This window comes from Streptomonospora nanhaiensis, assembly GCF_013410565.1.
In the GTDB taxonomy this organism is placed as follows: domain Bacteria; phylum Actinomycetota; class Actinomycetes; order Streptosporangiales; family Streptosporangiaceae; genus Streptomonospora; species Streptomonospora nanhaiensis.
The window spans coordinates 782,304-806,970 of sequence record NZ_JACCFO010000001.1 but is presented as its reverse complement, the minus strand read 5'-3'; the positions used below and the strand labels follow the sequence as shown (position 1 = coordinate 806,970).

At 76.2% G+C, this 24,667-nt stretch carries 26 protein-coding genes; 10 read left to right on the top strand and 16 right to left on the bottom strand.

Annotated elements, in window-relative coordinates; genetic code table 11:
• Nucleotides 1–135: 135 nt before the first annotated feature.
• Complete coding sequence (locus tag HNR12_RS03485; RefSeq protein ID WP_179766084.1) at nucleotides 136–732, bottom strand: TrmH family RNA methyltransferase; 597 nt, start codon at nucleotides 730–732, stop codon at nucleotides 136–138.
• 143 nt (nucleotides 733–875) lie between these two features.
• Complete coding sequence (locus tag HNR12_RS03480) at nucleotides 876–1,550, bottom strand: class I SAM-dependent methyltransferase (RefSeq protein ID WP_179766083.1); 675 nt, start codon at nucleotides 1,548–1,550, stop codon at nucleotides 876–878.
• Between the two features lie 204 nt (nucleotides 1,551–1,754).
• On the opposite strand from HNR12_RS03480, the gene HNR12_RS03475 reads away from it, so the two are divergent.
• The 4 genes from HNR12_RS03475 to HNR12_RS03460 all read left to right on the top strand — a co-directional run bounded on the left by HNR12_RS03475 (nucleotide 1,755) and on the right by HNR12_RS03460 (nucleotide 4,634).
• The gene (locus tag HNR12_RS03475) at nucleotides 1,755–2,513 is read left to right on the top strand and encodes an SDR family oxidoreductase (protein WP_179766082.1); all 759 of its coding nucleotides are present in this window, start codon (nucleotides 1,755–1,757) and stop codon (nucleotides 2,511–2,513) included.
• A 182-nt stretch (nucleotides 2,514–2,695) separates the two neighbouring features.
• Nucleotides 2,696–2,899 (top strand): DUF1918 domain-containing protein, encoded by a 204-nt coding sequence (locus HNR12_RS03470; RefSeq protein WP_179766081.1) that lies wholly within the window; start codon nucleotides 2,696–2,698, stop codon nucleotides 2,897–2,899.
• Nucleotides 2,900–2,933: 34 nt separating this feature from the next.
• Nucleotides 2,934–3,209 (top strand): DUF1876 domain-containing protein, encoded by a 276-nt coding sequence (locus tag HNR12_RS03465; RefSeq protein ID WP_179766080.1) that lies wholly within the window; start codon nucleotides 2,934–2,936, stop codon nucleotides 3,207–3,209.
• Nucleotides 3,210–3,365: 156 nt separating this feature from the next.
• On the top strand, nucleotides 3,366–4,634 hold the full coding sequence (locus HNR12_RS03460; RefSeq protein WP_179766079.1) for an APC family permease: 1,269 nt from the start codon (nucleotides 3,366–3,368) through the stop codon (nucleotides 4,632–4,634).
• A gap of 50 nt (nucleotides 4,635–4,684) precedes the next feature.
• On the opposite strand, the gene HNR12_RS03455 is transcribed toward HNR12_RS03460, so the two are convergent.
• The 5 genes from HNR12_RS03455 to HNR12_RS03435 form a co-directional block, all read right to left on the bottom strand.
• The gene (locus HNR12_RS03455; protein WP_179766078.1) at nucleotides 4,685–5,563 is read right to left on the bottom strand and encodes an NUDIX hydrolase; all 879 of its coding nucleotides are present in this window, start codon (nucleotides 5,561–5,563) and stop codon (nucleotides 4,685–4,687) included.
• Nucleotides 5,563–6,315, bottom strand: a complete 753-nt coding sequence (locus HNR12_RS03450; protein ID WP_179766077.1) for an HAD family hydrolase — start codon at nucleotides 6,313–6,315, stop codon at nucleotides 5,563–5,565. Before HNR12_RS03450 ends, HNR12_RS03455 begins: the two co-directional genes overlap by 1 nt.
• A gap of 277 nt (nucleotides 6,316–6,592) precedes the next feature.
• Nucleotides 6,593–7,540, bottom strand: a complete 948-nt coding sequence (locus tag HNR12_RS03445) for a VWA domain-containing protein (protein ID WP_179766076.1) — start codon at nucleotides 7,538–7,540, stop codon at nucleotides 6,593–6,595.
• Nucleotides 7,541–7,640: 100 nt separating this feature from the next.
• Complete coding sequence (locus HNR12_RS03440; RefSeq protein WP_179766075.1) at nucleotides 7,641–8,618, bottom strand: DUF58 domain-containing protein; 978 nt, start codon at nucleotides 8,616–8,618, stop codon at nucleotides 7,641–7,643.
• 9 nt (nucleotides 8,619–8,627) lie between these two features.
• Nucleotides 8,628–9,707 (bottom strand): AAA family ATPase, encoded by a 1,080-nt coding sequence (locus tag HNR12_RS03435; protein WP_179766074.1) that lies wholly within the window; start codon nucleotides 9,705–9,707, stop codon nucleotides 8,628–8,630.
• Nucleotides 9,708–9,865: 158 nt separating this feature from the next.
• Here HNR12_RS03435 and HNR12_RS03430 point away from each other — a divergent pair, with 158 nt between their 5' ends.
• Together HNR12_RS03430 and HNR12_RS03425 are read left to right on the top strand one after the other, a co-directional pair.
• Nucleotides 9,866–10,660, top strand: coding sequence for a hypothetical protein (locus HNR12_RS03430; protein WP_179766073.1), 795 nt, complete (start codon nucleotides 9,866–9,868; stop codon nucleotides 10,658–10,660).
• Between the two features lie 656 nt (nucleotides 10,661–11,316).
• Nucleotides 11,317–11,622, top strand: a complete 306-nt coding sequence (locus HNR12_RS03425) for a 4a-hydroxytetrahydrobiopterin dehydratase (protein WP_179766072.1) — start codon at nucleotides 11,317–11,319, stop codon at nucleotides 11,620–11,622.
• 29 nt (nucleotides 11,623–11,651) lie between these two features.
• On the opposite strand, the gene HNR12_RS03420 is transcribed toward HNR12_RS03425, so the two are convergent.
• A complete protein-coding gene (locus HNR12_RS03420; RefSeq protein WP_179766071.1) occupies nucleotides 11,652–13,280 on the bottom strand; it encodes an AMP-binding protein in 1,629 nt (542 codons plus the stop codon).
• A 159-nt stretch (nucleotides 13,281–13,439) separates the two neighbouring features.
• Between HNR12_RS03420 and HNR12_RS03415 the strand changes: the two genes are divergently transcribed.
• Entirely contained in the window at nucleotides 13,440–14,459 is a 1,020-nt protein-coding gene (locus HNR12_RS03415) for an acyltransferase domain-containing protein (protein WP_179766070.1), read from the top strand.
• Between the two features lie 6 nt (nucleotides 14,460–14,465).
• Here the strand turns inward: HNR12_RS03415 and HNR12_RS03410 are convergent, their stop codons facing one another.
• The 3 genes from HNR12_RS03410 to HNR12_RS03400 form a co-directional block, all read right to left on the bottom strand.
• On the bottom strand, nucleotides 14,466–14,669 hold the full coding sequence (locus HNR12_RS03410; RefSeq protein WP_179766069.1) for a hypothetical protein: 204 nt from the start codon (nucleotides 14,667–14,669) through the stop codon (nucleotides 14,466–14,468).
• 36 nt (nucleotides 14,670–14,705) lie between these two features.
• A complete protein-coding gene (locus HNR12_RS03405) occupies nucleotides 14,706–15,539 on the bottom strand; it encodes an arginase family protein (protein WP_179766068.1) in 834 nt (277 codons plus the stop codon).
• 81 nt (nucleotides 15,540–15,620) lie between these two features.
• A complete protein-coding gene (locus HNR12_RS03400; RefSeq protein WP_179766067.1) occupies nucleotides 15,621–16,379 on the bottom strand; it encodes a class I SAM-dependent methyltransferase in 759 nt (252 codons plus the stop codon).
• Between the two features lie 298 nt (nucleotides 16,380–16,677).
• Between HNR12_RS03400 and HNR12_RS03395 the strand changes: the two genes are divergently transcribed.
• Both HNR12_RS03395 and HNR12_RS03390 read left to right on the top strand, forming a co-directional pair.
• Entirely contained in the window at nucleotides 16,678–18,756 is a 2,079-nt protein-coding gene (locus HNR12_RS03395) for an acyltransferase family protein (RefSeq protein ID WP_308118479.1), read from the top strand.
• A gap of 135 nt (nucleotides 18,757–18,891) precedes the next feature.
• Nucleotides 18,892–19,185: a YiaA/YiaB family inner membrane protein gene (locus HNR12_RS03390; protein ID WP_179766066.1), complete on the top strand. Its 294-nt coding sequence runs from the start codon at nucleotides 18,892–18,894 to the stop codon at nucleotides 19,183–19,185.
• Nucleotides 19,186–19,237: 52 nt separating this feature from the next.
• Here HNR12_RS03390 and HNR12_RS03385 read toward each other — a convergent pair whose 3' ends face one another.
• From HNR12_RS03385 to HNR12_RS03365, 5 genes are all read right to left on the bottom strand, one after another.
• A complete protein-coding gene (locus HNR12_RS03385) occupies nucleotides 19,238–19,858 on the bottom strand; it encodes a histone deacetylase (RefSeq protein WP_308118478.1) in 621 nt (206 codons plus the stop codon).
• A 27-nt stretch (nucleotides 19,859–19,885) separates the two neighbouring features.
• On the bottom strand, nucleotides 19,886–20,368 hold the full coding sequence (locus HNR12_RS03380; RefSeq protein ID WP_179766065.1) for a GNAT family N-acetyltransferase: 483 nt from the start codon (nucleotides 20,366–20,368) through the stop codon (nucleotides 19,886–19,888).
• Between the two features lie 11 nt (nucleotides 20,369–20,379).
• Nucleotides 20,380–20,994 (bottom strand): GNAT family N-acetyltransferase, encoded by a 615-nt coding sequence (locus tag HNR12_RS03375; protein ID WP_179766064.1) that lies wholly within the window; start codon nucleotides 20,992–20,994, stop codon nucleotides 20,380–20,382.
• Between the two features lie 120 nt (nucleotides 20,995–21,114).
• Complete coding sequence (locus HNR12_RS03370; protein ID WP_179766063.1) at nucleotides 21,115–21,675, bottom strand: TIGR03086 family metal-binding protein; 561 nt, start codon at nucleotides 21,673–21,675, stop codon at nucleotides 21,115–21,117.
• Between the two features lie 107 nt (nucleotides 21,676–21,782).
• Complete coding sequence (locus HNR12_RS03365; RefSeq protein ID WP_179766062.1) at nucleotides 21,783–22,031, bottom strand: hypothetical protein; 249 nt, start codon at nucleotides 22,029–22,031, stop codon at nucleotides 21,783–21,785.
• A 431-nt stretch (nucleotides 22,032–22,462) separates the two neighbouring features.
• Between HNR12_RS03365 and pabB the strand changes: the two genes are divergently transcribed.
• Nucleotides 22,463–24,640, top strand: coding sequence for an aminodeoxychorismate synthase component I (gene pabB, locus HNR12_RS03360; protein ID WP_179766061.1), 2,178 nt, complete (start codon nucleotides 22,463–22,465; stop codon nucleotides 24,638–24,640).
• Nucleotides 24,641–24,667 lie beyond the last annotated feature (27 nt).

Here is a 24,667-nt window from a genome sequence, read left to right as displayed (position 1 = left end):
TGTCTAGGGTGCTGACGAACGTGGAGCTGGAAAAATTCCCGGGCGGCGCCGGGTTGAACCCTGCGATCGCGAGGTGATCGGCGGGCCCGGCCGCCACGGGCGGGCGCACCCGCGCGGCGGGTGCCCAGGGCGAGGTCAGCGCGGTCCGGCGGCCTCGGGGGCGGGTGCGGCGGCGGTGGTTTCGGCGGGTTCGGCGACCGCCACGGGACGGCGCCATTCGCGGCCGCGGGTCTCGGCCACGGCGATCGCGGTGGCCACCGCGACGTTGAGGGAGCCCACCCGGCCGATCTGGGGGATGTAGGCCAGGGCGTCGGCGCCGTTGAGCAGCGCCGGGGAGCAGCCGTGGTCCTCGGCGCCCACGGCCAGGCAGACGTCGCCCTCCAGAGGGGCCTCGTGCAGGGGCAGCGCGGTGTCGGCCAGCTCCACGGCGACCACCCGGTAGCCGTCGCCGCGCGCGGCGGCGATCGCCTCGGGGGTGGTGCGCAGCTTCTCCCACCGCAGCTTGTGCTCGGTGCCCAGGGCGGTCTTGCCGACCTGGGGGTGGGTGGGCTCGACGGAGTTGCCGGTGAGCCACACGGTCTCGACGCCGAACGCGGCGCAGGTGCGCAGGATCGACCCCAGGTTGAAGGGCTGGGTCACCGACTCCACGATCAGGGAGACGCGGCCCTCGGTGCGCCTGCGCCACTGGCGGTTGAGTCGCTTGACGTCGGTGGGGCGCAGTTGCGTGCTCACCTGCGGTGTGTTCCTCGTGTCCGGTCGGGTCCAGGGGGCCGGATCGGCCCGCCACCACGATACCGTCCGCCGCCCGCGTCCCGGAAGGTGCCGCCGCCCGGCGCGGCGGGGCCGCGCGGGTGCCCGGGGCGGGGGAGGGGAGGTCAGGAGGGGGCGGTCACCCGCAGCACGCGGAAGCCCGCGCGCGAGGCCGCGCGCTCGGTGGCCAGCCCGGCGTCCTGCTCCAGCCACCGGTGCAGGGAGTCGGCGCCCAGGTTGCGCTGCACCACCAGGTGGGCCTGGGCGCCGGGGGCCAGCCGGCCCAGCCAGGTGCGCAGCAGGGCGTGCAGGGCGCCCTTGCCGACGCGGATGGGCGGGTTGGACCACAGCGCGTCGAAGGGGCCGGCCAGGGCGGCGGGGCCGGTGCCCGCGGCGGGCGCGCCGTCGGCCGCCACCACCTGGAAATCTACATTGTCAAGGTGGTTGGCCGCGGCGTTGGCCCGCGCCAGGTCCACCGCGCGCGCGTTGACGTCCACCCCCAGCACCGCGGCCCCGGGGGCGCGGGCGGCCATGGCCAGCGCGATGGGACCGTAGCCGCAGCCCACGTCCAGCAGCCGGCCGCGCGGGGGAGGCGGGGGCACCGACTCCAGCAGCACGCGGGTGCCCAGGTCCACCCGGTCGGCGGAGAACACGCCGCGGTCGGTGGCCAGGCGCAGGTGCAGGTCGGGCAGCACGACGTCCACGCTCGCCGGCCGGCTCGCCGCGCCGGGGTCGGCGGTGAAGTAGTGCTGGGGGCCCCGCGGCGCGTCGTCGCGCGGGCCGCCGTCCCGTTGCGGCACGGCCTCCTCCGTTCGGTGGCGGCGGGCCGTCCCCGCCCGCCGGTGGAATCCAGCCGCGAACGTTACCAGGGCCGACGCCCTTGCCGGGGCGGCCCGCCGGGCGGGGACCGGCGGTGCCCGGCGGGCGGGGCGGCGCGCGTCACAATCCGACCGGTCGGTAAGGTTGAGGAAACCCCGTCATGACCGACGAAAGGACGCAGCCTCGTGGGACGTTTCGACGGCAGGGTCGCCATCATCACCGGTGCCAGCCGGGGGATCGGGCTGGCCACCGCGCAGCGCATCGTGCAGGAGGGCGGCCGCGTGGTGATCACCGGCCGCAAGCCCGAGCCCCTGGAAAAGGCGGTGGAGGAGCTCGGCGGTGCCGGGGTGGCGCTGGGCGTGGCGGGCAAGGCCCACGACCCCGAGCACCGAGCGGAGGCGGTCGAGCGCACCATGGCGGAGTTCGGCCGTGTCGACGTCCTGGTCAACAACACCGGCACCAACCCGGTCTTCGACGCGATCGTCAACGTCGAGCCCGCCGCCATGGCCAAGATCTTCGAGGTCAACGTGATCGCCGCCGCCGCGTGGGTCAGCGCCGTGCACCGCGCCTGGATGGCCGGCAACGGCGGCGCGGTGGTCAACGTCGCCTCGCTGGCCGGCCAGCACCCCTCGCCCGGCATCGGCGTCTACGGCGCCAGCAAGGCCGCGCTGATCAACCTCACCCAGCAGCTGGCCTACGAGTTGGCCGCAGCGCGCGTCCGGGTCAACGCCGTGGCGCCGGCCGTGGTCAAGACCCGGTTCGCCACCGCGCTGTTCGCCGAGGACGAGGACAAGGTCGCCGCCGGCTACCCGCTGGGCCGCCTGGGCGAGCCCGAGGACGTCGCGGCGGCGATCGCCTACCTCGCCTCCGACGACGCCTCCTGGGTCACCGGCCAGACCCTCACCCTCGACGGCGGGCGGACCCTCAGCGCCGGAGTGGAGTAGGCCGCCGCGCCCGGGCGCGGGCGGCCGTCTCGCCGCGGCTGCCTGTTCGGCCCCGCGCAAAGCCGGTGACCTGCTTGAATTCACCCGTGGTGAGGCGGAGGATGGTGGGTAGCCCCCAGATGTGAGGACCGGGCGCCGGCGGCCCCGCCTTCGGCGCCCACGCGTTCGCGAGGGGAGTCGCCATGAGAGCACGTGTCGGCGACCGGCTCGTGGTCGAGGCGCGGCGCGACGACGCCCACCGCCGCACCGGTGTCGTCACCGAGGTGCGCGGCGGGCAGGGCGCGCCGCCCTACCGGGTGCGCTGGCTGGACAACGCCTCCCATACCGAGACGCTGGTCTATCCCGGACCCGACGCCCATATCGAACGGGAGGCGGCCGGGCGCTGAGCCCGGTCGGCCCGCGACGCTGGAGGTGGGTGCGATGCACACCACGAAGCGGTGGAACATCGACGTTGTGTTGTCGGAGGAGAGCGAGGGCGACACCGCCCGCACCCTGGCCGAGGTCGGCCTGGTGGCCGACGACGGCCCGGGGCTGCGGGGGCACGGCATGGCGCGCAAGCACCCGGCCGACGCCGACGTGCCCGAGATCGGCGACGAACTCGCCGTCTCCCGGGCGCTGGCCGACCTGTCCCGGCAGCTGCGGCAGGTCGCCGCCGAGGACATCGACGAGCACACGGGGGTGCCGTGGAGCGTGTGATTGCGGAGTGTGCCGATTCCCACCCCGTGCGGGCGGGCGCGCAACCCTGCCGCGCCCGTCGGGGCGGCGCTTCGGCGCGATCCGGCCGGATGTGGTCGCACAGGGTCACACCGGAGTTCACTGAGGCGTGATCATGCTGGGGCAGACTCAGGCACTATGACCACCTCTTCAGGATCGCAGGCCCGCCCCTCCCGGGTGCTGGGTACCGCCGATGCCGTCACCCTGGGGGCGTCGGCCATGGTCGGCGCCGGGGTGTTCGCGGTGTTCGCCCCGGCCGCCGAGGAGGCGGGGGCCTGGCTGCTGGTGGCGCTGCTGATCGCCGCCGTGGTCGCCTACTGCAACGCCACGTCCTCGGCGCGCCTGGCCGCGCGCCACCCCGAGTCGGGCGGCACCTACGTCTACGGGCGCGAGCGCCTGGGCGAGATGTGGGGCTACCTGGCCGGCTGGGCGTTCACGGTGGGCAAGACGGCCTCGTGCGCGGTGATGGCCCTGACCTTCGCCGCCTACGTCGCGCCGGAGTGGAGCCGCCCGCTGGCGGTGGGCGCGGTGGTGTGCCTGACGGCGGTCAACTACACCGGGCTGCGCAAGTCCACCGGGGTGGCCCGCATCCTGCTGGCCCTGGTGCTGGCGGTGCTGGCCGCGGTGGTGGCGGTGGCCCTGGGCGGCAGCGAGGCCGACGCCCGCCACCTGGACGTCTCCACGCAGTGGCCCGGCTTCTTCGGGCTGCTGGGCGCGGCCGGCATGCTGTTCTTCGCCTTCGCCGGCTACGCCCGGATCGCCACGCTGGGGGGCGAGGTGCGCGACCCCTCGACCACCATCCCGCGCGCGATCGGGCTGGCCCTGGCCGGGGTGTTCGTGGTCTACCTGCTGGTGGGCGCCTCGGTGCTGACGGTGCTGGGCCGCGAGCGGCTGGCCGCCAGCGCCGCGCCGCTGGCCGACACCGCGGTGGCGACCGGCTGGCCGCAGCTGGTGCCGGCGGTGACCGCGGGCGCGGCGGCGGCCAGCCTGGGGGCGCTGCTGGCGCTGATCCTGGGGGTGTCGCGCACGGTCGCGGCCATGGCCGCCGACGGCCACCTGCCGCGCTTCCTGGCCCGCGTGCACGACCGCTTCGGGGTGCCCCACCGGGCCGAACTCGCGGTGGGTGCCGGGGTGTGCGTCCTGGTGCTGGCGGCCGACCTGGGCGACGCGATCGGGTTCTCGGCGTTCGGCGTGCTGGCCTACTACGCCATCGCCAACGCCTCGGCGCTGCGGCTGGGGCCCGACGAGAACCGGCCGCCGCTGCTGGTACCGGTGGTGGGCCTGGCCGGGTGCGTGGTGCTGGCCTTCAGCCTGCCGCTGAACTCGGTGATCGCCGGGGTCGGCGTGCTCGCCCTGGGCGCGGCCCTGTGGTGGGTGCGCCGGGTCCTGCCGGGCCTGCGCTCCTGAGCGCCCGCCGCCCCGCCCGGTCGGGGCGGCGGGCGCTCAGGAGCGGCGGGTCAGCCGCTGACGCCCGCCGCGCGGGCGACCGCGGCCAGGCCCTGCTGGGCGGTGCGCGACAGCGGGACGGCGGCGAGGTCTTCGGGGGCGAACCAGGCGCAGTCGGCGGTGGAGCCCTCCACCTCGGTGACGCGGGGCGTGCCGGGCTCGGCGACGTGGGCGTGGAAGAACGTCCACACGGCGTAGGTCTCCGTGGTGGGCGTGTGGGGGTCGGGCCGGCGCTCGCTGTGGTGGTGGGTGATGGTGATGAGGCCGCCCACGCCGGCGTCCTGGTCGGTCTCCTCGGCGATCTCGCGGCGCAGCGCCGCGCGCGGGTTCTCGCCGTGGTCCACCCCGCCGCCGGGCAGGTGCCAGGTGTTCTCGCCGGGGAAGCCGGGGGCGATCAGGCTGAGCAGCAGGCGCCCGGCGGGGTCGGTGACCACGCCGTAGGCGGCCAGGCGGCGCAGGGACCGGCCGGTGCGCGCGGGCTCCTCCTCGGCGAGGTCGGCGGCGGCCGGCAGCGCGGGCAGGGCGACGGCGGCGCGCGGGGGCACCCGCCGCCCGCCGGGGGCCGCGGGGGCCGCGGCCAGCGGCGCGGTGTAGTAGATGCGGTCGGTGTGCAGCTCCAGGGCGCCCTGGGAGTCGTGCAGCAGCGTCAGCTCGGTGCGCACGTCGTAGGGGACCAGGTGGGTGCCGGGCGGCGCGCCGCCGGCGGCGCGGGCCACCTCGGCGGGGTCCTGCCCGAAGAGCACCCGGGCGCCGGGCAGCACCTCGCCGCCGTGCGGCGGGCCCTCGGGGTCGGCGGGCGGGGGCGGCAGCACGGCGCGGCCCTCGGGGTCGGTCCACAGCAGGTGCGCGGTGACGCGGCGGGCCCGGCGCGGCGCGGAGGGGCCGCCCATCACAGGACCGGGCCGGCGGGGCGGGCGGCGGCGGTGTGCGCGGCGCGGGCCAGGTTGCGCACCTCGTCCAGGCCGGTGACGACGGTGATGTCGTGGTGGGCGGCGGCCTCGCCGCGCTCGTGGCGGTCGATGAGGATGGGGTGCAGGCCGGCGGCGATGGCGCCCAGCGCGTCGGCGCGCAGCTGGTCGCCCACGTGCCAGGCGCGCTCCGGAGGCACGCCCACGCGCTGGCAGGCGATGTGGAAGATGCGCGGGTCGGGCTTGCCGGCGCCCACGGAGTCGGCGCACACGACCGCGCCGAAGTACTCGGCGATGCCCAGGCGGGCGAGCTTGTCGGTCTGCAGCTGCTCGATGCCGTTGGTCACCACGGCCAGGCGCACGCCGTTGCCGGCGAGGTCGTTGAGCACCGGGGCGACGTCGCGGAAGGGCGTCCAGGCGGCGCGGTGGGCGGCCAGGTAGCGCTGGTAGAGGTCGTCGCAGTGGGCGTCGGCGATGTGGGCGTGGCCGGCCTGGACGGCCAGGGCGCGCACGCGTTCGCGGCGCTGCTCGGCCAGGGTGAGCCGGCCGGCGATGTAGGCGCCGAAGGAGATGTCGGTCTGGACGTCCCAGAGCCGGCGCGCGGCGCCGAAGTCGGGGTGGCCCAGGAGTTCCATGAGGGTGCGCAGCCCGGCCGAGCTGGCGGCGCGGTCGTCGAGCAGGGTGTCGTCGAGGTCGAAGAAGATCGCCTCGGGGGCGGGGGCTGTAGCGGGCATGGGTCCTTTTCCGTGTATCCCGACTTGGGGGCAAACATCCCCACGATACTCGGCGAGCTGGGGAAACGCGGTGGGGCGGTCCGTTGAGGGCGGACTGGCCGGTGCGCCGCGCGGCCCCGAGCGCGCACCCTCGCGGGGCGTGCGCTGGGTTGGAGGGCGTGCGCGGCGGCGCGGCTCCCGTGTGGCCGGATCAGGCCACGCCCCGGCGGGCCGGGGCCGGGGGCCGGCAGGCGGCCGGCCGGGCGGGTGCGGGAGCGGGGACCGGGTGCGGGCGGGGTCAGGGCACCCGCTGGCCGAAGGCGAGGGCGGCCACGGCGGTGGCGCCGGCCAGCAGCAGGGCGATGGCCACGAAGTGGGTGACGATCTCGCGGTCGACGGTCTCGCTGCCCAGGGAGGAGCCGATGTCGTCGTAGACCTCGGTCAGCTCGGCCTCGGACTCGGCCTCGTAGAAGTGGCCGTCGGTGTCCTGCGCCAGCCGCTCCAGGGCGTCCTTGTCGATGTCGGCCTCGACGGGTTCGCCGTTGATCTCGATGATGGCCGCGCCGGTGCCGAAGGCGATCGTGGAGACGGGAACGCCCATGTCGGCGGCCGCGCGGCCGGCGGCGGTGATGGGTCTGCCGCTGGTGTTCTCGCCGTCGGAGAGCAGCACGATGGCCGAGGGCGGGGGGTCCTCGCCGGCCTCCTCGTCGAAGGAGCTGATGGACTGCAGCGAGGTGAACACGCCCTCACCGATGGCGGTGCCCGGGGTCATCTGCAGGTTCTCGATGGAGTCGGTGACCGCCTGGTGGTCCTGGGTGGGGGAGGACACCACGCTGGCGGTGGCCGAGAACACCACCAGGCCGACGTTGAAGCGGTCGGGCAGCGACTCCACGAACCCGCGGGCGGACTCCTTGGCCGCGGTGAGGCGGTTGGGGTCGACGTCGTTGGCGGCCATGGAGGGCGAGACGTCGATGGCGACCATGATGGTGGCGCGCTCGCGCGGGACCTCCACCGGCATGGCCGGGCGCGCCATGGCGCCGATCAGCACCGCCACGGTCAGGAAGAACAGGGCCGAGCTGAGGTGGCGCCACCAGCCCGGCCGCGCGGGCGCGACCCGGTCCAGCAGCGCGAGGTTGGTGAAGCGCAGCGTGTACTCGCGGCGGCGGTACTGCAGCAGCACGTAGACGGCGACGAGGGCGGCCAGGACCAGCAGCAGCCACAGCCATCCAGCGGAGAGGAAGGTCACCCGGTCGTCCTTTCTGCCTGCCTGCGTGGGTCGCGCCGCGCGGCGCGAGGGTGCGGTTCGGCGGCGGGGGCCGCGGCGCCGCGCCCCCCGCGGGCTCGGCTCAGCGCGGCACCGCCGGGGTGTGGCGGGCCAGGCGGTGGGCGGTGCGCCGCTGCTCGATCACGAACCGGGCCATGTCGACGACCCAGTCGCGGTCGGTGCGCAGCACCAGGTGCGGCACACCGCAGCGGCGCAGCCCCGCGCGCACGGCGGCACGCTGGGCCTGGGCGGCCCGGCGGTAGTCCTCCCGCACCTTGGGGGTGAGGCGGACCTCGCGCGTGCGCCCGGTCTCGGGATCCTCCATCGTGACCAATCCTATGTCGGGCAGGTCGAGTTCGCGGGGGTCGAGGATCTCGACCGCCAGCACCTGGTGGCGCCCGGCCAGGCTGCGCATCGGCCGCTCCCAGGCGGCGGGGGCGGCGGGGCCGGCCTCGGGTGGGGTGTCCAGGAAGTCGGAGACGACCACCCGCAGCCCGCGCCGCCCGCGCGCGCGGGCGAGGTCGTCCAGGGCGTCGGCCAGCGTGGCGCCGCCGGGCTCCACCGGCCCGCTGGGCGGAGCGGCGGCCACGGTGGACAGCAGCGCCATCAGCGCGGCCTTGCCGGAGCGGGCGGGCCAGCGGCGCAGCCGGCCCCGGTGCAGGAAGTGCGCGCCGAAGCGGTCGCCCACGCGCTGGGTGAGGACGGTGACGGCGGCCAGGGCGCCGATGGCGATCTCGCGCTTCTGCTCGCGCACGGTGCCGAAGTCCATGCTGGCCGAGAGGTCCAGCAGGGTCCAGCTCTCCAGTTCGCGGTCGGCGACCAGGTCGCGGACGTGGGGCAGGGTGGTGCGGGCGGTGACCGACCAGTCCATCATCCGGACGTCGTCCTCGCCGGGCTGGTACATGCGGGCCTCGGCGGGCTCGCTGCCGGGCCCGGCCCGCAGCCCCAGGTGCTCGCCGTGCAGCAGCCCCTCCAGGCGCCGGATGACCCGCAGGTCCAGGCGGTGCAGGGCGGCGTGCATGCGCGGGTCGAAACCCGGCGCGACGTAGCGCTCGGCCATGGCGGGCGCCTACCGCGCGGCCATGGCGGCGGGGTCGCCGCCCGGCGGGTCGTCCCAGATGACGCGGGGCGGCGGCACGGTGGCCAGCACCCGGTCGACGATCTGGGTGGTGGTGACGCCGTCGGCCAGGGCGTCGAAGGTGAGCACCAGGCGGTGGGCCATGATGTCGCGGGCCAGCACGCGGACGTCCTCGGGAAGGACGTAGTCGCGGCCCCGGATCAGGGCCAGCGCCCGGGCGGCCGCCACCAGGCCCAGGGTGGCGCGCGGGCTGGCGCCGACCTCCAGGACGCGGCGGAGTTCGGGCACGCCGTAGTTCTCGGGTTCGCGGGTGGCCATGACCAGGCGCACGACGTAGTCGGCGATGAGCTGGTGGACGTGCACCTGCTCGGCGTCGCGCTGCAGCTCCAGCAGGGTGACCGGGTCGAGGACCTGGTGCGGCTCGGGCGGGCTGGTGCTCATGCGGCGCAGGATCTCCATCTCCTCGTGCGCGCGCGGGTGGGACACCACGACCTTCATCAGGAAGCGGTCGCGCTGGGCCTCGGGCAGGGGGTAGACGCCCTCGGACTCCACGGGGTTCTGGGTGGCGATGACGACGAAGGGGTCGGGCAGCGGGTAGGTGGTGCCGCCCAGGGAGACCTGCTTCTCGGCCATGACCTCCAGCAGCGCCGACTGCACCTTGGCCGGGGCGCGGTTGATCTCGTCGGCCAGCACGAAGTTGGCGAAGACGGGGCCGAGTTCGACGTCGAAGCGCTCGGCGGAGGAGCGGTAGATGCGGGTGCCCACGATGTCGGAGGGCACGAGGTCGGGGGTGAACTGCACGCGGGAGAACGAGCCGCCGGTGACCTTGGCCAGGGTGGACACCGCCAGGGTCTTGGCGATGCCGGGGACGCCTTCGAGCAGGCAGTGGCCGCGGGCGATGAGCGCGACCATGGTGCGCTCGACCATCTGGTCCTGGCCGACGATGACGGTGGAGACCTCCTGCAGGGCGGCGCGCAGCAGCCGGGTGGGCTCGCCGGTGGACTCCGCCGCCCCGCGCCGGCGCGGCTCGGCGCCGTCCTCGTGCCCGGCAGCGGCATCGGTGTCCGGCATGTCTCCCGCCTTTCCGCGGGCGGCGGGACACGCCTGGGCTCCGCCGCCGGGTACGTTGATGGTCACGCACCGGCGATGCTACCCGTTCGCGCCGTGAGGAACCGGTCGTGCCGGGGCATTGGTGTGGATGTTGCGACAAGCGCGAGGAGGACACCGCCGTGCCGCTGGCAGAGGACGATCCGCGCCAGCTCGGGCCCTTCCGGCTGAGCGAGCGGATCGGCTCCCGTGCCGAGGGCGTGGTGTACCGCGGGCGCGACGCGCGCGGGCGCGCGGTGACCGTGGCCATGCTCAGCGCGGGCGCGGCGGCCGACCCGGCGGCGCGCGACCGCTTCCGCGCGGCGGTGCGCAAGGGCGCGGGCGTGTCCGGCGCCCCGCGGGTGGCCGGCTCCAACCTGTCGGGTTCGGCGGCGGTGTGGGTGGCGGTGCGCGAGGGGCAGGGCAGCGCCGAGGCGTTCTTGGCGCCGGTGGGCATGGCCGGGGCGGACTTCGGCGCCGCCGGCGCGGCGCCGTCCTACGCGCCCTACTGGGCCGGGCGCGCCGGCCGGCCGGCGTCGTCGGTGTGGTCGCGGGCCGTGGGACTGCGGCGCGGGCCGCAGGGCGAGGCCGCGGCGGCGCACCCCAACTGGACGGTGGTGGCGGCGCTGCTGCTGGTGCTGCTGCTGTTCGGCGTGCTGATGGTGGTGCTGTTCCTGCTCCTGCAGACCGTTGCGCCCCGGGCCGGTCAGACCCCGCCCCCGCCGCCCTCCTACACCCCGGGCTCCCAGCCGCCCACCGAGGCGCCCTCGCCCACGGGCGAGGGGACCACCCCCGACGAGGACGGGAACCAGCCCCGGCCCACGCCCTCGGCGGGCACCCCGTCGGTGTCGCCCAGCGGCGACGTGCCCTCGGTGGAGTTGGACGAGGACGACTACCCGCAGGGCGGGCCCACGCTGGACCCCGGCGACCAGGCGTAGGGGACGGGTAGGCGCTGGTCGGACGCGGTTCGGCGAAGTTGCGGCCTGGGCGCCGCGGCTGTCGGGTCCCGTGGTGGGTGGCGGGGCTTGCGTCGGGGCTGTGACGGCGGGTGGGGGTTGGGCGGCGCTGTTGTCGTGCGGTTAGTGCGGAGGCGGCGCGGTGTCGGAGCAACGAGCGCGCGGGGGTTCGGCGGGGCGGACATCGGTTCTCGGGTTGGGAGGCGGCGGTCTCGCCGAGGGGAGGGTTCCGTGCGGGCTCCGGTTCCGGCGCGGGGGCGAGCCCCGGTGCCCGGGCCCGGGGCGTGCTCTCGGGCGGGTGTGGGGGAGAGGCGGGCGGGGACGCCATGGGGCCCGGCCCGGCTCCGGCTTCCCCCTCGGTGCTCCCGTCGGGTGTCCAGTCCTCGGTCGTCGGGGGCGGTGGTCGGGGCCGGGAGTTCTCTTGCGCTCTCATGTGTCGTGCCGGCCGCCGCGCAGCCCTATGCGAATCTACGATGTAAAGGCGGTCGTTTCGATGTAGTCCAGCACTCCCCCGAACAGTCGCCCGCCCACCGCCACTCCTCGACACGGTTGACACGCCCGGCGGCGCGGTAGGACGCCCAACGCGGGAGAACACAGGCGACGCACTCCGGAAGAAGGCGGAAAAAGGAGGCCCGGCCATGGGGCTGTTGAGCGAGGAGCGGATCACCGAGGGCCTGGCGGGGCTGGAGGGCTGGGAGTGGGACCGCAAGGCCGGGGCGATCCGGCGCAGCGTGGAGATGCCCGACTTCATCAGCGGGATCCATCTGGTCACCGCCGTCGCCCACGTCGCCGAGGAGGTCGACCACCACCCCGACATCGACATCCGCTACACCACGATCACGTTCCACCAGACCACCCACGCCGCCGGCGGGATCACCCAGGCCGACCTGGACCTGGCCGCGCGGATCGACGCGCTGGCGGCCGAGGCGCTGCCCCGGCCCTGACCGCGGGCGCGGCGCGGGCGGCGGGCGGATCAGCCGCGCGGCGGCGGAGCCAGCCGGGCGCGGCGGATCTTGCCCGAGGGGCTGCGCGGCAGCTGGTCGGCGAAGGTGATCCGGCGCGGGTAGGCGTGCGCGGCGAACCGGGTGCGCACGGTCTCGCGCAGCTCCTCGGCCAGCCGGTCGTCGCCCTGGACGCCGTCGCGCAGCACCACGGTGGCGGCCACCAGCTGCCCGTGGAGGTCGTCGGGCACCCCGTAGACCGCGGCCTCGGCCACCGCCGGGTGCTCCAGCAGCGCCGACTCCACGTCGAAGGGCCCGATGCGGTAGCCCGAGGTGAGGATGGCGTCGTCGTCGCGGGAGGCGAAGTACAGCCGCTCCTCGCGGTCGCGGGTGCCGGTGTCGCCGGTGAGGTACCAGCGGCCGTCGGGGGTGAACCGCGCGGCGGTGGCGGTGGGGGCGTCGGCGTAGCCGGTGAACCACATGAGCGGGCTGGCCTTGGTGTCGACGGCGATGCGGCCGAAGGCGCCGGGGGGCGCCTCCTCGTCGGCGACGGGCTCCAGCACGGTCACCGCCCAGCCGGGCAGCGCGATCCCCAGGGAGTCGGGGCGCGGCTCGGCGGAGAGGTCGGGGTGGTTGGGGTGGCCCACGCACATGCCCAGCTCGGTCTGGCCGTAGTGGTCGCGTACGGCGACCCCGAAGGCGTCGGCGGCCCAGTCGACGACGTCGGCGCTGAGGGGTTCGCCGGCGCTGGACAGGTGCCGCACGGCGATCTCGGGCGGCATGGTCTTCAGGGTGGCGCGCAGCGACCGGTAGACGGTGGGGGAGGCGGCGAGGTTGGTGACCTCGTAGGTGGCCAGGACGTCGAGGGTGAGTTCGGGGTCGAAGCCGGCGCGCAGGTGCAGGGTGCGGTGCCCGGCCAGCAGCGGTGAGATGAGGCCGTGGTAGAGGCCGTAGGTGCCGCTGGGGTCGGCGGTGTTCCAGTAGACGTCGTCGGCGTCGACGTCCAGGCCGTAGTGGTGGTAGGCGTGGAAGGCGGCCAGGGCGCGCACGGGCACGGGGATGGCCTTGGCGGGGCCGGCGGCGCCGGAGGTGTGCAGGAGCAGGAACGGGGCCGCGCCGCCGACGGCGGCGGGGGGCGGGGGCGGGGCGCCGGCGCCCAGGGCGGCGAGGGAGTCCAGGGTGTGGTCGCCCTCGCGGGCGGTGCGGCCGGTGGTGGCGATGAGCCGGTGGGGGTCGGCGGGCATGCCGGGGCCGGGGGCGAGCTTGGCGCGCTGGTCGTCGTCGCAGACCACGAGCTTGACGGCGGGCCGGGCGAGCCGGTGGGCGATGGCGGTGGGGGCGAACGCGGTCAGGAGGGGGACGTGCACGGCGCCCAGGCGCCAGACGGCCAGGGCGGTGACGGCGAGATCGGTGCCCTTGCCCAGCAGGGTGGCCACGTGGTCGCCGCGGCCGATCCCGGCGGCGGCCATGCCGGCGGCGAGCGCGGCGGAGCGGTCGGCGAGTTCGCCGTAGGTGAGGTCGCGGGAGTCGAGGTCGGGGCCGATCTCGGTGAGGGCGACGCGGTCGCGGGGGTGGCGCTCGCACAGCAGGTGGGCGACGGCGGCGGTGGGGCTGTCGTAGGCGGCCAGCCAGTCGCGGACGTGCTGCGCGGGGTCGGGCATCGCTGGTGGTCCCCTTGTCCGGTGGTTGGGCGGGTTGGTGCGTTCTCGTACCAGAGTATGTCCCTGTGTGTGATGGTCGCCTCTCGCGCGCGCGACGCAGGTCTCAGGGAGCGGGGGAGCGGTGTGGCGGCGCGGAACCGGGCTCGCCAGTATGGGGGCATGGACGCTGCTGCGGTGACACGACGGTTCGGGCTGGACGAGGCGGTGCGGGTGTGGCTGGAGGAGGCTGCGGACCTGCCGCTGCCCGATGGCGGGGTGCCGCTGGCGCCGCCGGAGCGGGCGCGCGAGGCGGTGGCGCCGCTGGGGCTGGCGCCGCGTGACGCCGACGAACTGGTGGCGGTGTGGCCTGACGCCGGGTGGCCGGTGGAGCTGCTGTGGGTGGTGGAGCGGATGTACGCGCGGCTGGCCGACGACCTGGCGCGCGGGGGGCGGGAGTGGCGCGACTGGCCGGTGCTGGTGGGGGCCGGCGACGTGCGGGTGCGGTGCACGGTCCTGGTGGCGCTGGCGGCGGCGGTGCCGCTGCTGCGGGCCCACCACGCCGCTCACGGGGTGGAGGAGGAGGTGTCGGCGGCGACGCTGGCCGACACCGGGCGGCACGTGGCCCAGACGCGGACGATGTACGGGCTGCTGGGGCTGGAGACGAGCACGTGGATGGCGCTGCACTTCCGCGGGGGGCTCTATGAGCTGGGGCGGTTGCAGTACGAGCCGAACCGGGCGGGCGCGGAGGGGCCGGTGGCCTGGTACCCGCGTGAGGAGGCGGCGGAGCGGGGGCCGGAGTGGGCGTGGGGCGCGCCGGTGCTGCGGCTGCACATCCCGGTGCAGGGGCCGCTGGACCCGGGGCGGGTGGGGGAGTCGCTGGGGCGGGCGCGGGGGTTCTTCGCGGAGCGGTTCGGGGTGGACTACCCGCTGGCGACGTGCTCGTCGTGGCTGCTGGACCCGCAGTTGGCCGAGTACCTGCCGGAGTCGTCCAACATCGTGGCCTTCCAGCGGCGGTTCACGCTGGTGGAGGAGGACCGGGAGGTGGTGGGGGACTCCGACGTGTTCCGGTTCGTGTTCTGGCGGCCCGGGGTGGAGGTGGACGCCGTGCCGCAGCGCACGCGGCTGGAGCGGGCGGTGGTGGCGCATCTGCGGTCGGGCCGGCACTGGCGGGTGCGTACGGGCTGGCTGCGGCTGGGGTAGGCCGGGCTAGTCGGGGTCGGGCCGGGGCGGGTCGTCGGCGGGGTCGGGGCGGCTGGTCCAGCCGCTGGTGCGCACCCGGCCCGAGCCGTCGCACTCGCGGCAGCGGCGGGGGACGACCATCTCGCCGGTGAGGTCGCTGCCGCCGTAGCCGACGACGGTGACCCGCAGTCCGCTGCCCTGGCAGGCTTGGCACACGATCATCAGGTCCATCCCCGCAGCATAGGGGCTGATCGGGCGGGGGCGGGGTCAGCCGGGGGCGGTGAGGTCGAGGGCGGCGAGCAGGGCGGTGACGTGGCGCTGGTCGTGTTCGAGGACGGGGGCGTACTCGCAGACGGCCACGCCCACGAGGTCGTGGTGGGCGGTGATGGCGGCCAGGGCGCGGGCGACCTGGGCGGGGCGGGGGCCGCCGGGGGCGGGGACGCCCACGGCGGGGAGGTCGGCGGGGTCGCAGACGTCGAGGTCGAGGTGGACGTAGGCGGGGGAGCCGGTGCGGCGGGCGGCGGTGACGGCCCGGGGAGCCTCGGCGAGTTCCGCGGGGGTGACGTGGGCGATGCCGTGGGCGCTGATGTGGTCGCGTTCGGGCGGGTCGAGGTCGCGGGTGCCCACGAGGACGATCTGGGCGGGGGTGAGGGCGGGGCGGTCGGGGGTGCCGGTGATGTCGGGGTGGCCTTCGCCGAGGAGGGCGCGCAGGCCCATGCCGTGGGCGGTGCCGCTGGGGGAGGTGCGGGGGGTGTTGAGGTCGGCGTGGGCGTCGACCCAGTAGAGGGTGAGGCCGGGGTGGCGGGCGGCGAGGTGCTGGACGGCGGGGATGTCGCAGGCGCAGTCGCCGCCGAGGGTGAGGACGCGGTGGGGGTCGCGGTGGATGAGGCGGTCGCGGGTGCGCTGGAGGGTGTCGGCGACGGCGTCGAGGTTGCGGACGCCGTCGCGGGTGTGGCGGGGGCCGTCGAAGACGGCGACGTGCAGGCGGGCGGTGCTGGTGGGGACCAGGCGGGCGAGTTCGGCGGCGCCGGCGGCGACGCGGAGGTCGTCGGCGCCTTGCCAGAGGGGGACCACCAGATCGACGTCGCGCTTCCAGACCATGGACCCACCTTAGAGCCGCTGAGGCCCGGCGGGGCGGGAATCAGCGGGGGTGCGGGGCGGTGGGGGTGGGGGCGTGCGCGGTCAGGGGGCGGGCTTGGCGGCCAAGACGCGCAGCCGGCGGTAGTCGGCCCACCAGGAGCCGCTGTGGTGGAGGCGGGGGCGCAGGCGGTCGGCGAGGTGGGCGAGGAAGGCGTCGGGGTCGGGGGCGCCTTCGACGAGGTGGGGGGCGAACATGCGCACCCAGGCGGTGAGGCCGTCCTCGCCCTCCAGGCGGGTGGGGCGGTCGAACAGCCAGGCGCCGGTGACGGTGAGGCCGGCGGCGTCGAGCACGGCGGAGTACTCGGCGATGTCGGGGAAGTACCAGGGCTGGGCGGCGGCGGGAAGGTTCTGCTCGGCGCGCAGGGCGCGGGCGGCGGTGTCGATGGCGGTGACGTTGCCGGCGCCGCCGAACTCGGCGGCCAGGCGCCCGCCGGGGCGCAGGGCGGCGGCCAGCGCGGTGGCGGCGGCCTGGGCGTCGGGGATCCAGTGGAGGGTGGCGTTGCTGAAGACGGCGTCGAATCCGGTGCCGTCGAGGTCGAGGCGGCGCAGGTCGGCGACGCGCAGGTCGAGGTCGGGGAAGCGGTGGCGGGCGCGTTCGATCATCTGGGGGCTGGCGTCGACGCCGACGACGCGGGCCCCGGTGCGGCGCAGGGCGTCGGTGAGGTCGCCGGTGCCGCATCCGGCGTCCAGGACGCGTTCGCCGGGGCGGGGGGCGAGGTCGGTGATGAGGTCGGAGCCGTAGGCGGCGACGAAGGCGTGGCGGGTGTCGTAGAGGTGGGCGTCCCACTGGTGTGCTGCCATGGGGGCAACCTACCGTGTTGTCTCACTAATTGGTATTTCCGTCTCATATTTCGAGAAATTCTTTCGGCGGGCCGGTGTGCCGGGGATGGAAGGCGCGCGGGGGATGCGCTTTGCGGGCCTCCCTGGGCCTCCCTGAGAGAATTCACAGGAATTTCGGTGCAGCGACTTGTTTGTAACGAGCAGATCACGCCACCATGGTGGGATCGTCGGGTGACGCCGCCGCGCTGCGCCGGGCGGTTCGGCATCCGGTGAACCCGTGACCCTCTGTGACCCCGTGGCCCCGTACGGAAATGCGCCCGTGACCATAGACACCCGCTCCGCACTCCACCGTCCCCCGTCGTCCTCCGCCGCGCCCGCGGCCGCGCGCCGGTTCCTGCCCGAGGTGCAGGGGCTGCGCGCGGTGGCGGTGCTGCTGGTGCTGATCTACCACGTCGACCACGACCTGCTGCCCGGCGGCTACGTCGGCGTCGACGTGTTCTTCGTGATCTCCGGCTTCCTCATCACCACGCTGCTGCTGCGCGAGGCCCGTGAGAGCGGCCGCGTGTCCCTCGCCGGGTTCTACGTGCGCCGCGTCCGCCGCATCCTGCCGGCGGCCGGCCTGGTGCTGGCCGTCACCGGCGCGCTGTCCTTCGTGCTCCTGCCCTCGCCGCGGCTGATGGACACCGCGATGCAGCTGGCCGCGAGCGCGTTCTACGTCGAGAACCTGTTCCTGGCCGACCAGGCCGTGGACTACCTCGCCGCCGAGACCGCCGCGAGCCCGGTGCAGCACTTCTGGTCCCTGGCCGTGGAGGAGCAGTTCTACCTGCTGTGGCCGCTGCTGTTCGTGGGCTGGGCCGCCCTGCCGCGCCGGTGGCGCCGCGCGTGGACGGTGCTGGCGGCCGCGGCGGCGGTGCTGGCGGCCTCCTTCGCCTTCTCCGTGGCGATGACCCCCGACAGCCCCCAGCAGGCCTACTTCCTGCCGCAGACCCGCATGTGGGAGCTGGCGGTGGGCGGCGTGCTGGCGGTGGTGCTCAGCCGCCGCGAGGTCCCCGCCCGCCTGCGGTGGGCGCTGGGCTGGGCGGGCCTGGCCGCCATCGGCGCCGCCGCCTGGTACTACAGCGACGAGACCGCGTTCCCGGGGTGGGCGGCGGCCCTGCCGGTGCTGGGCGCGGCCGCCGTGATCGCCGCCGGCCACAACGGCGGGCGCTGGTCCACCTACCAGGTGCTCTCCAGCGCACCCGCCCGCTTCGTCGGCGACATCTCCTACGCCCTGTACCTGTGGCACTGGCCGCTGATCGTGTTCACCATCAGCATGACCGACGCCGACACCTTCTCGCCGCTCTACGGCGCGCTGGTGGTGGTGGCGTCCGTCCTGCTGGCCTGGGGCACCAAGGTGGCGGTGGAGGACCCGGTTCGCCGTTACGGCCTGCTGCGCACCGGCCGCGCGGCGGCGGTGTTCGCGGTGGTCTCGGCGCTGGCGGTCGGGCTGATCGCGGCCGGCCAGTACGCCCGCTTCGAGGGGCTGCGCAGCGTCCGGTTCGACCCGGTGGTGCACGTGGGGCCCTCGGCGCTGGCCACCTCCGAGCCGGAGGGCTCGCCCGAGGAGCCCACCTACCCCTCCCCGGTGACCGCCGCCGACGACCTGCCCTCGGTCTACGGCGACGGCTGCCAGGCGTCGGTCCCCGAGACCGCGCTTAACCCCTGCGTCTACGGGCCCGAGGACGCCGAGACCACGGTGGCGGTGGTGGGCGACTCCCACGCCGCGCACTGGGTGCCGGCGCTGCAGCGCCTTGCTGAGGAGCGCGACTGGCGGGTGCACACCTTCACCAAGTCCTCCTGCGGGTTCACCTCGGCCACGCTGTGGCTGTCGGACAAGAACCGCGACTACTCCGAGTGCGTGGAGTACAACGACGCCGTGGTCGAGGAGCTGACCGGTGAGCTGCGCCCCGACCTGGTGTTCACCAGCTCCAGCACCATGGCCGACCTCTCCGGCGCCGAGTCGGTGGCCCAGGACCGCGCCGGGATCGCCGCGGGCATGGCCCGGCTGTGGGAGCCGCTGGAGGAGGCCGGAAGCGAGCTGGTGGTCATCCGCGACACCCCCAAGTCGCGGCCCCGGCTGCCCGAGTGCGTGGCGCGCCACACCCGCGCGCCCGGGGAGTGCGCCAACACCCAGGCCGAGGCGTTCGCCGAGGACGACCCCCAGCTGATCGCCGCCCAGGAGACCGACGCCGACGTCACGGTCGTCGACCTCACCGACGAGTTCTGCGTGGGCGGCACCTGCCCGCCGGTCATCGGCAACGTGCTGGTCTACCGCGACAGCCACCACCTCACCGCCACCTACTCCCGGCTGCTGGCGCCCTACCTGGAGGAGGCCGCCGGCGACACGCTGCGGGTGTGAGGCGGCAGCCGCGCCCGGCCCGCCCCGCCGCACCGGGGGCGGGCCGGGCGCGCGGGGGCGCGGGGCGGCCCGGCCGGCGGGCAGTTGAGTACGCGTACTCGGGCGCGCGGGCGCCGCGCGGCCCAGCATGGTGCCATGAGCACCACACCGGTCCGGCCCAGCACCACCTCCGCCTTCTTCCTGCAGTCGGCGCTGTCCTTCGGGGTCTCGGGGATCGCGGTGTCGGCGGGCATCGTGTTCCTGCCCGTGGACGCCTGGATGCGCGCGTTCCTGGCCCTGGGCGTCCTCTACGTCGTCACCTCGGCGTTCACGCTCGCCAAGTGCGTGCGCGACCGCCACGAGGAGACCACCGTCAGCAGCCGGGTCGAGCAGGCCCGCCTGGACAAGCTGCTCTCCGAGCACGACCCCTTCAAGGTCGACGCCGTCTAGCGGCGCGGACCCGCCCCTCCCGCGCCGAGCCGCGGGCGGGCGGGCCGCGCCTTCAGCGTGCCCGCAGCAGCGCGGCCACCCGGGCGCCGTCCCAGGCGCCCGCGGCGCCGGGGCGCCCCGCCAGGTAGGCGCCCGCCCGCTCGGGCGGCCAGCCGTGGGCGGCGCACAGCCCCGTTCCGATCGCGGTCAGGTAGGCGGCCGCGGGCGCGGCCGCCGCCACGTCGGCCCGGGACCAGTGGGCGGTGAAGGTGAAGGCGGGGCGGCCGTCGATGTCGCCCAGGCGCAGGACGGTCTCGTAGCGGCCCGGGCCCAGCCGCAGCCGGTCGCCGGGTGCGAGCGCGGCCAGGTCGAGTTCGGCCGCGGGGTCGCGGTACATCTCCTGGGCGGCGATGTCGGCGAACTGCCCGGGGGTGACCAGGTAGGCGCGCGCGGGGGCGGCTCCGGGCAGGTCGGGGTCGAGCATGGCCAGCCCGCCGCCCCACATGGGCGAGGCCAGGCCGAAGTAGACGCCGCCGCCCAGCCACACCCGCCGCTCGGCGCGCGGGGGCGAGGTGTCGCGGCAGCCGGGGTTGGCGCGGCTGCCGCCGGGCGGCACGCCCCCGGCCAGGTAGCAGTCGAAGCGGCCGCGGGACATGTTGGCGCCGTAGCTTGCGTACCACACCAGGTCGTGCACGCGGGCTCCTTGTCGCCGGGGGCGGCCTCAGACCGGGGCGGTGCTGGGTTCGCCGGTCAGGCGGCGCTCGAAGCACACGCTGGCCTCGGCGCCGACGTAGGGGCCGAACTGCGGGATCTCGCGGTAGCCGCGGCGCGTGTAGAGCCGGATGGCCTCGGGTTGCAGCGGGCCGGTCTCCAGGCGCATGACCGTGGCTCCGCGCTCGCGCCCGGCCTCCTCCAGGGCGCGCAGCAGCAGTTCGCCGATGCGGCGGCCCCGCCACGCGGGGACCACGTACATGCGCTTGATCTCGAAGGCGGTGTCGTCGATCCGGCGCAGGGCCCCGCAGCCGATGGTCTCGCCGGTCTGGGCGTGGTGGGCGGTGAGGAACACCGCGACGCTGTCGGCCGAGGGCTTGGCGCCGGCCTCCAGGTCGGCGCCGTAGCGCTGCAGGGTCTCGCGCTCCTGGTCGGCGCGCAGGCTCGCCCCGGCGGGGTCGTCCCAGGGGGTCTCCCTGATCTCGATTCGCACGAGTGGTGAGCCTAGCCGCCCTGGGCGGTGATCGTGGCCGGCGGGGGCGCCTGTTCGGGGCGCAGCCGGTAGAGGACGTGGCGGGTCAGGCGGTGGCCGGGCGGCAGGGCGGGGTGGTCGAAGTCGTCGGCGGGATCGCGGGTCATGCCCAGGCGGCGCATGACAGCCTGGGAGCGGTGGTTTTCGCGGGCGGTGAAGGAGACGATCTCGCTGAGCCCGGCGCGGGTGAAGCCGTGGTGCACGGCGGCGGTGGCGGCCTCGGTGGCGTAGCCGCGGCCCCACGCGTGGCGGGCCAGGCGCCAGGCGACCTCCACGGCGGGGGTGAAGTGGGCGCTGAACCCCGGGCGGGACAGCCCGGTGAAGCCGATGAAGGCGCCGGTGCCGGCGACCTCCACCGCCCACAGGCCGAACCCGTTGGCGGCCAGCCCGGCCTCGATGCGGTCGGCCAGGGCGTCGGACTCGGCGCGGGTCAGGGGGGCGGGGAAGTGCTCCATCACCCGCGGGTCGGCGTTGAGCCGGGCGAAGGGCTCGCGGTCGGCGGCGCGCCAGGGGCGCAGGAGGAGGCGGGGCGTGCGCAGGCGCGTGCCGGGGTTCAGGGCCCCGGGGGAGGCGGCGCGGTGGTCCATGCCGCGCAGCCTACCCCGGGCCGGTCGCGGTGTCCGGGCGCTTTTCGCGCGCGGCCGGGCGGGGCGGCCGGGGCCGGGGGAGGAGGCCGCGGCGGGGCGCCGCCGCGGCGGGCCGCCGGGTCAGGCCCGGCGGCCGGTGAGGGCCAGCAGGCGGGTCTGGGCGTCGGCGTCGTCGGGCACCGGGACGGGGTCGGCGAAGATGCCGGACCCGCTGAAGTCCTGGCCCCGGGTCCAGTCCAGGACCGCGTCGACCAGGGCGGGGTCGAGCCGCTCGTCGGCGCCGACGGCGCGGGCCAGGTCCCAGGCGTGCACGGTGAGGTCGAAGGTCATCTGCCACAGGTAGACCTCGCCGGGGGCGTCGCCGAAGGACAGGTGGACGGTGCGCTCCTGGGTGCCGGGCTGGAGCCAGGCGGCACGCGCCTCCCGCGCGGCGACCTCCCAGGTGGCGACGGGTTCGTCGCCCAGCACGTCGCCGTCGAAGCGGTCCCCGGCGGCGGCGGTGTCGCCGCCGGCCAGCAGGTAGGGCACCCACAGTTGCTCACCGGTGATGTGGTTGACCAGGTCGTGGACGTCCCATTCGGTGCAGGGGGTGGGGTCGGCCCACTGGGTGACCTGGACGGCGCGCACCCGCTGGTCGAACTCGGACACGGCCTGGCCGTGCAGGTCCAGCAGTTCGGACATCGGCGTTCTCCTCGCACTGGGGCATGGACGATGCTGGCCGATGCTGGCCCCTACCCCGCTGCGGGCGGGCGCAACCGCGTCGGCGGCGGGCGGGCGCGCCGAGGGTCTCAGGCCACCAGTTCCCAGTCGCTGAGCTTGGCGGTGATGCGGGCGGCGAGCGCCTCCAGGGCGGCCGGGGTGAAGACCAGCCCTTCGGAGAGCATGCGGTCGCGGGAGTAGACGGCGTGCTCGCCGGCGGCGACCTCGCTGCGGGGGCATATCCGGACGGTGCCGTCGTCGGAGACGGCGATGACCGCGTCGGGGGTTGCGTGCAGCAGGGCCATGATGTGGCCGAAGAGGTGCGTGACGGGGAGCATGGGTCCTTTCCGAACGGCGGCGCCCGGGGGTCGCGGCTGCCGTGGCGTGGTGCCGGAGGGCGCGGCGGGGACAGTGTCTCAGGTCGCGCCGGTCTCCGCGTCCCTCGCCCGTTTCGGCCCCGGATAAGGGGGTGTCCGAAACCGGGGGCGCGTGCGGGCGGCGGACGCCGCGCCCGGCGCCCACCGGCGCGGGGCGGCCCGGCGGGAGCCGCGCCCCGGCGGGCGGTCGCCGCAGGTGGCGGCCATGGCGCAGCCGGCCGTTGGGTCCGGTTCGGCCCGCGCGCGGCCGCCGCGGGCCCGTGGCCGCACACGGCCACGCCCGCCCGCCGCACCCTGTTCCCCTCCGCGCGCCGGCCAACCCCCGGAGCCGGTGAACAATGGGCGCACCCGTAGCCTGGGGTGCGCCCCACCGCCCGCCCGAGGGAGCCGTGATGCGGGTCCTGCTCGTCGACAACCACGACTCCTACACCTACAACCTGGCCCACCTGGTGGCCGGGGTGACCGGTGCCGCCCCCCGCGTGCTGACCCACGACGACCCCCGCCTGGCCGACCTGGACCTGTCGGCCTTCGACGCCCTGGTGGTGTCGCCCGGGCCGGGCCGGCCCGCGAACCCCCGCGACCTGGGCGCCCTGCCGCGCCTGCTGGCGGGCGCGCGCCTGCCCGTGCTGGGGGTGTGCCTGGGCCACCAGGCCGTCGCCCACCTGGCCGGGGCCTCGGTCGCTGCCGCCCCGGTGCCCCGCCACGGCCACCTCACCACCGTCACCCACGCCGGAACCGGCCTCTTCGCCGGGCTGCCGGACGGGTTCACGGCGGTGCGCTACCACTCCCTGGCCGTGTCGGAGCCCCTGCCCGCCGACCTGGAGGCGCTGGCGCGGGCCGAGGACGGCGTGCTGATGGCGCTGCGCCACCGCCTCCTGCCCCGCTGGGGCGTGCAGTTCCACCCCGAGTCCGTGGCCTCCGAGCACGGCGGCGACCTGCTGGCCAACTTCGCCGCCCTGGCCCGCGCCGCGCGCTCCGTCCGCGCCGGCCGCCCGGTGCGGACGGCCGCGCCCGGTGGCGCCCCCGCGGCGGGTCGGCCCGAGGCGCCGGCACCGGGCCCGGCCCGCCACGGGGGCGCGGCCCGGGCCCGCCGCGCCGCGCCGCCGGCGTCGGACCCCCCGCCCCCCGGCGGCGGCGACCTCGCCGTGTCCGTCCTGCCCCGGGCGGTGGACCCCGACGCCGCCTTCGCCCTCCTCCACGCCGGCTCCGGCCACGCCTTCTGGCTGGACAGCGGGCGGCTGGGCGCCACCGGCCGGTTCTCCTTCCTGGGCGACGTCCGCGGCCCGCACCAGGAGGTGCTGACCTACCGCGTCGGCGAGGGCGCGGTGCGCGTGGCCCGCCCCGGCGCCCCCGAGCGGCGCGAGGCCGGCACCGTCTTCGACGCGCTGCGCCGGCGCCTGCCCGGCCGGCCGCGCCCGGCCCCCGCGCTGCCCTTCGACTTCACCGGGGGCTACGTGGGCTACCTGGGCTATGAGGTCAAGGCCGACTGCGGCGGGCGCGCCGCCCACCGCGCCGACACCCCCGACGCGGTGTGGCTGCGCTGCGACCGGTTCGTGGCCGTGGACCGCACCGGGCGCCGCACCTACGCGGTGGCCTCGGGCGCCGGCGCCCGGGAGTGGGCGGCGGCCACCGCCGCGCGGCTGGCCGGTCTGCCCGCCGACCCCGGCCCCGCGCTCGACCCCGCCCCCGCGCCGCCCGGCGGCGCCGCGGCCGCGCGGTGGGAGGCGCTGCTGGAGCGCGGGCGGTCGGGCTACCTGGCCGACGTCAAGGAGTGCCTGGGGCTGCTCGCCCAGGGCGAGAGCTATGAGATCTGCCTGACCAACCGGCTGCGCGCCCCCGCGCCCGGCGAGGACGACCTGGCCTTCTACCGGCGGCTGCGCCGCGCGGCCCCCGCGCCCTACGCCGCGCTGCTGCGGCTGGGCGACACCGCCGTCTTCAGCGCCTCACCCGAGCGGTTCCTGCGGATCGGTCCCGACGGGCGCGCCGAGAGCCGCCCCATCAAGGGCACCGCGCCGCGCCACCCCGACCCCGGCACCGACGCCCGGCTGGCGCAGGCGCTGCGCACCGGCGCCAAGACCCGCGCCGAGAACCTGATGATCGTGGACCTGCTGCGCAACGACCTGGCGCGGGTGTGCCGGGCGGGCAGCGTGGAGGTCCCGGCGTTCATGTACACCGAGTCCCACGCCGCCGTGCACCAGCTGGTGTCCACGGTGCGCGGGCGGCTGCGCCCCGACGTCCACCCCGTCGACGCGGTGCGCGCCTGCTTTCCGGCCGGGTCGATGACCGGGGCGCCCAAGAAGCGGACGATGGAGGTCATCGACGACCTGGAGCACTCGGCGCGCGGCGTCTACTCCGGCGCGCTGGGCTACCTCTCCCACCAGGGCACGGCCGACCTCAGCGTGGTCATCCGCACCGCCGTGCGCCACGGCCGGAGCCTCACCGCCGGGGCCGGGGGCGCGATCGTGCTCGACTCCGACCCCGAGGAGGAGTACGCCGAGATGCTGCTGAAGGCGGGCGTGCCGCTGGCCGCCCTGGCGGGGGCCGGGCGGTGGGACCGGGCCCGGGGCTGAGCGGCCGCCGGCGCGGTGCCGGCGGCC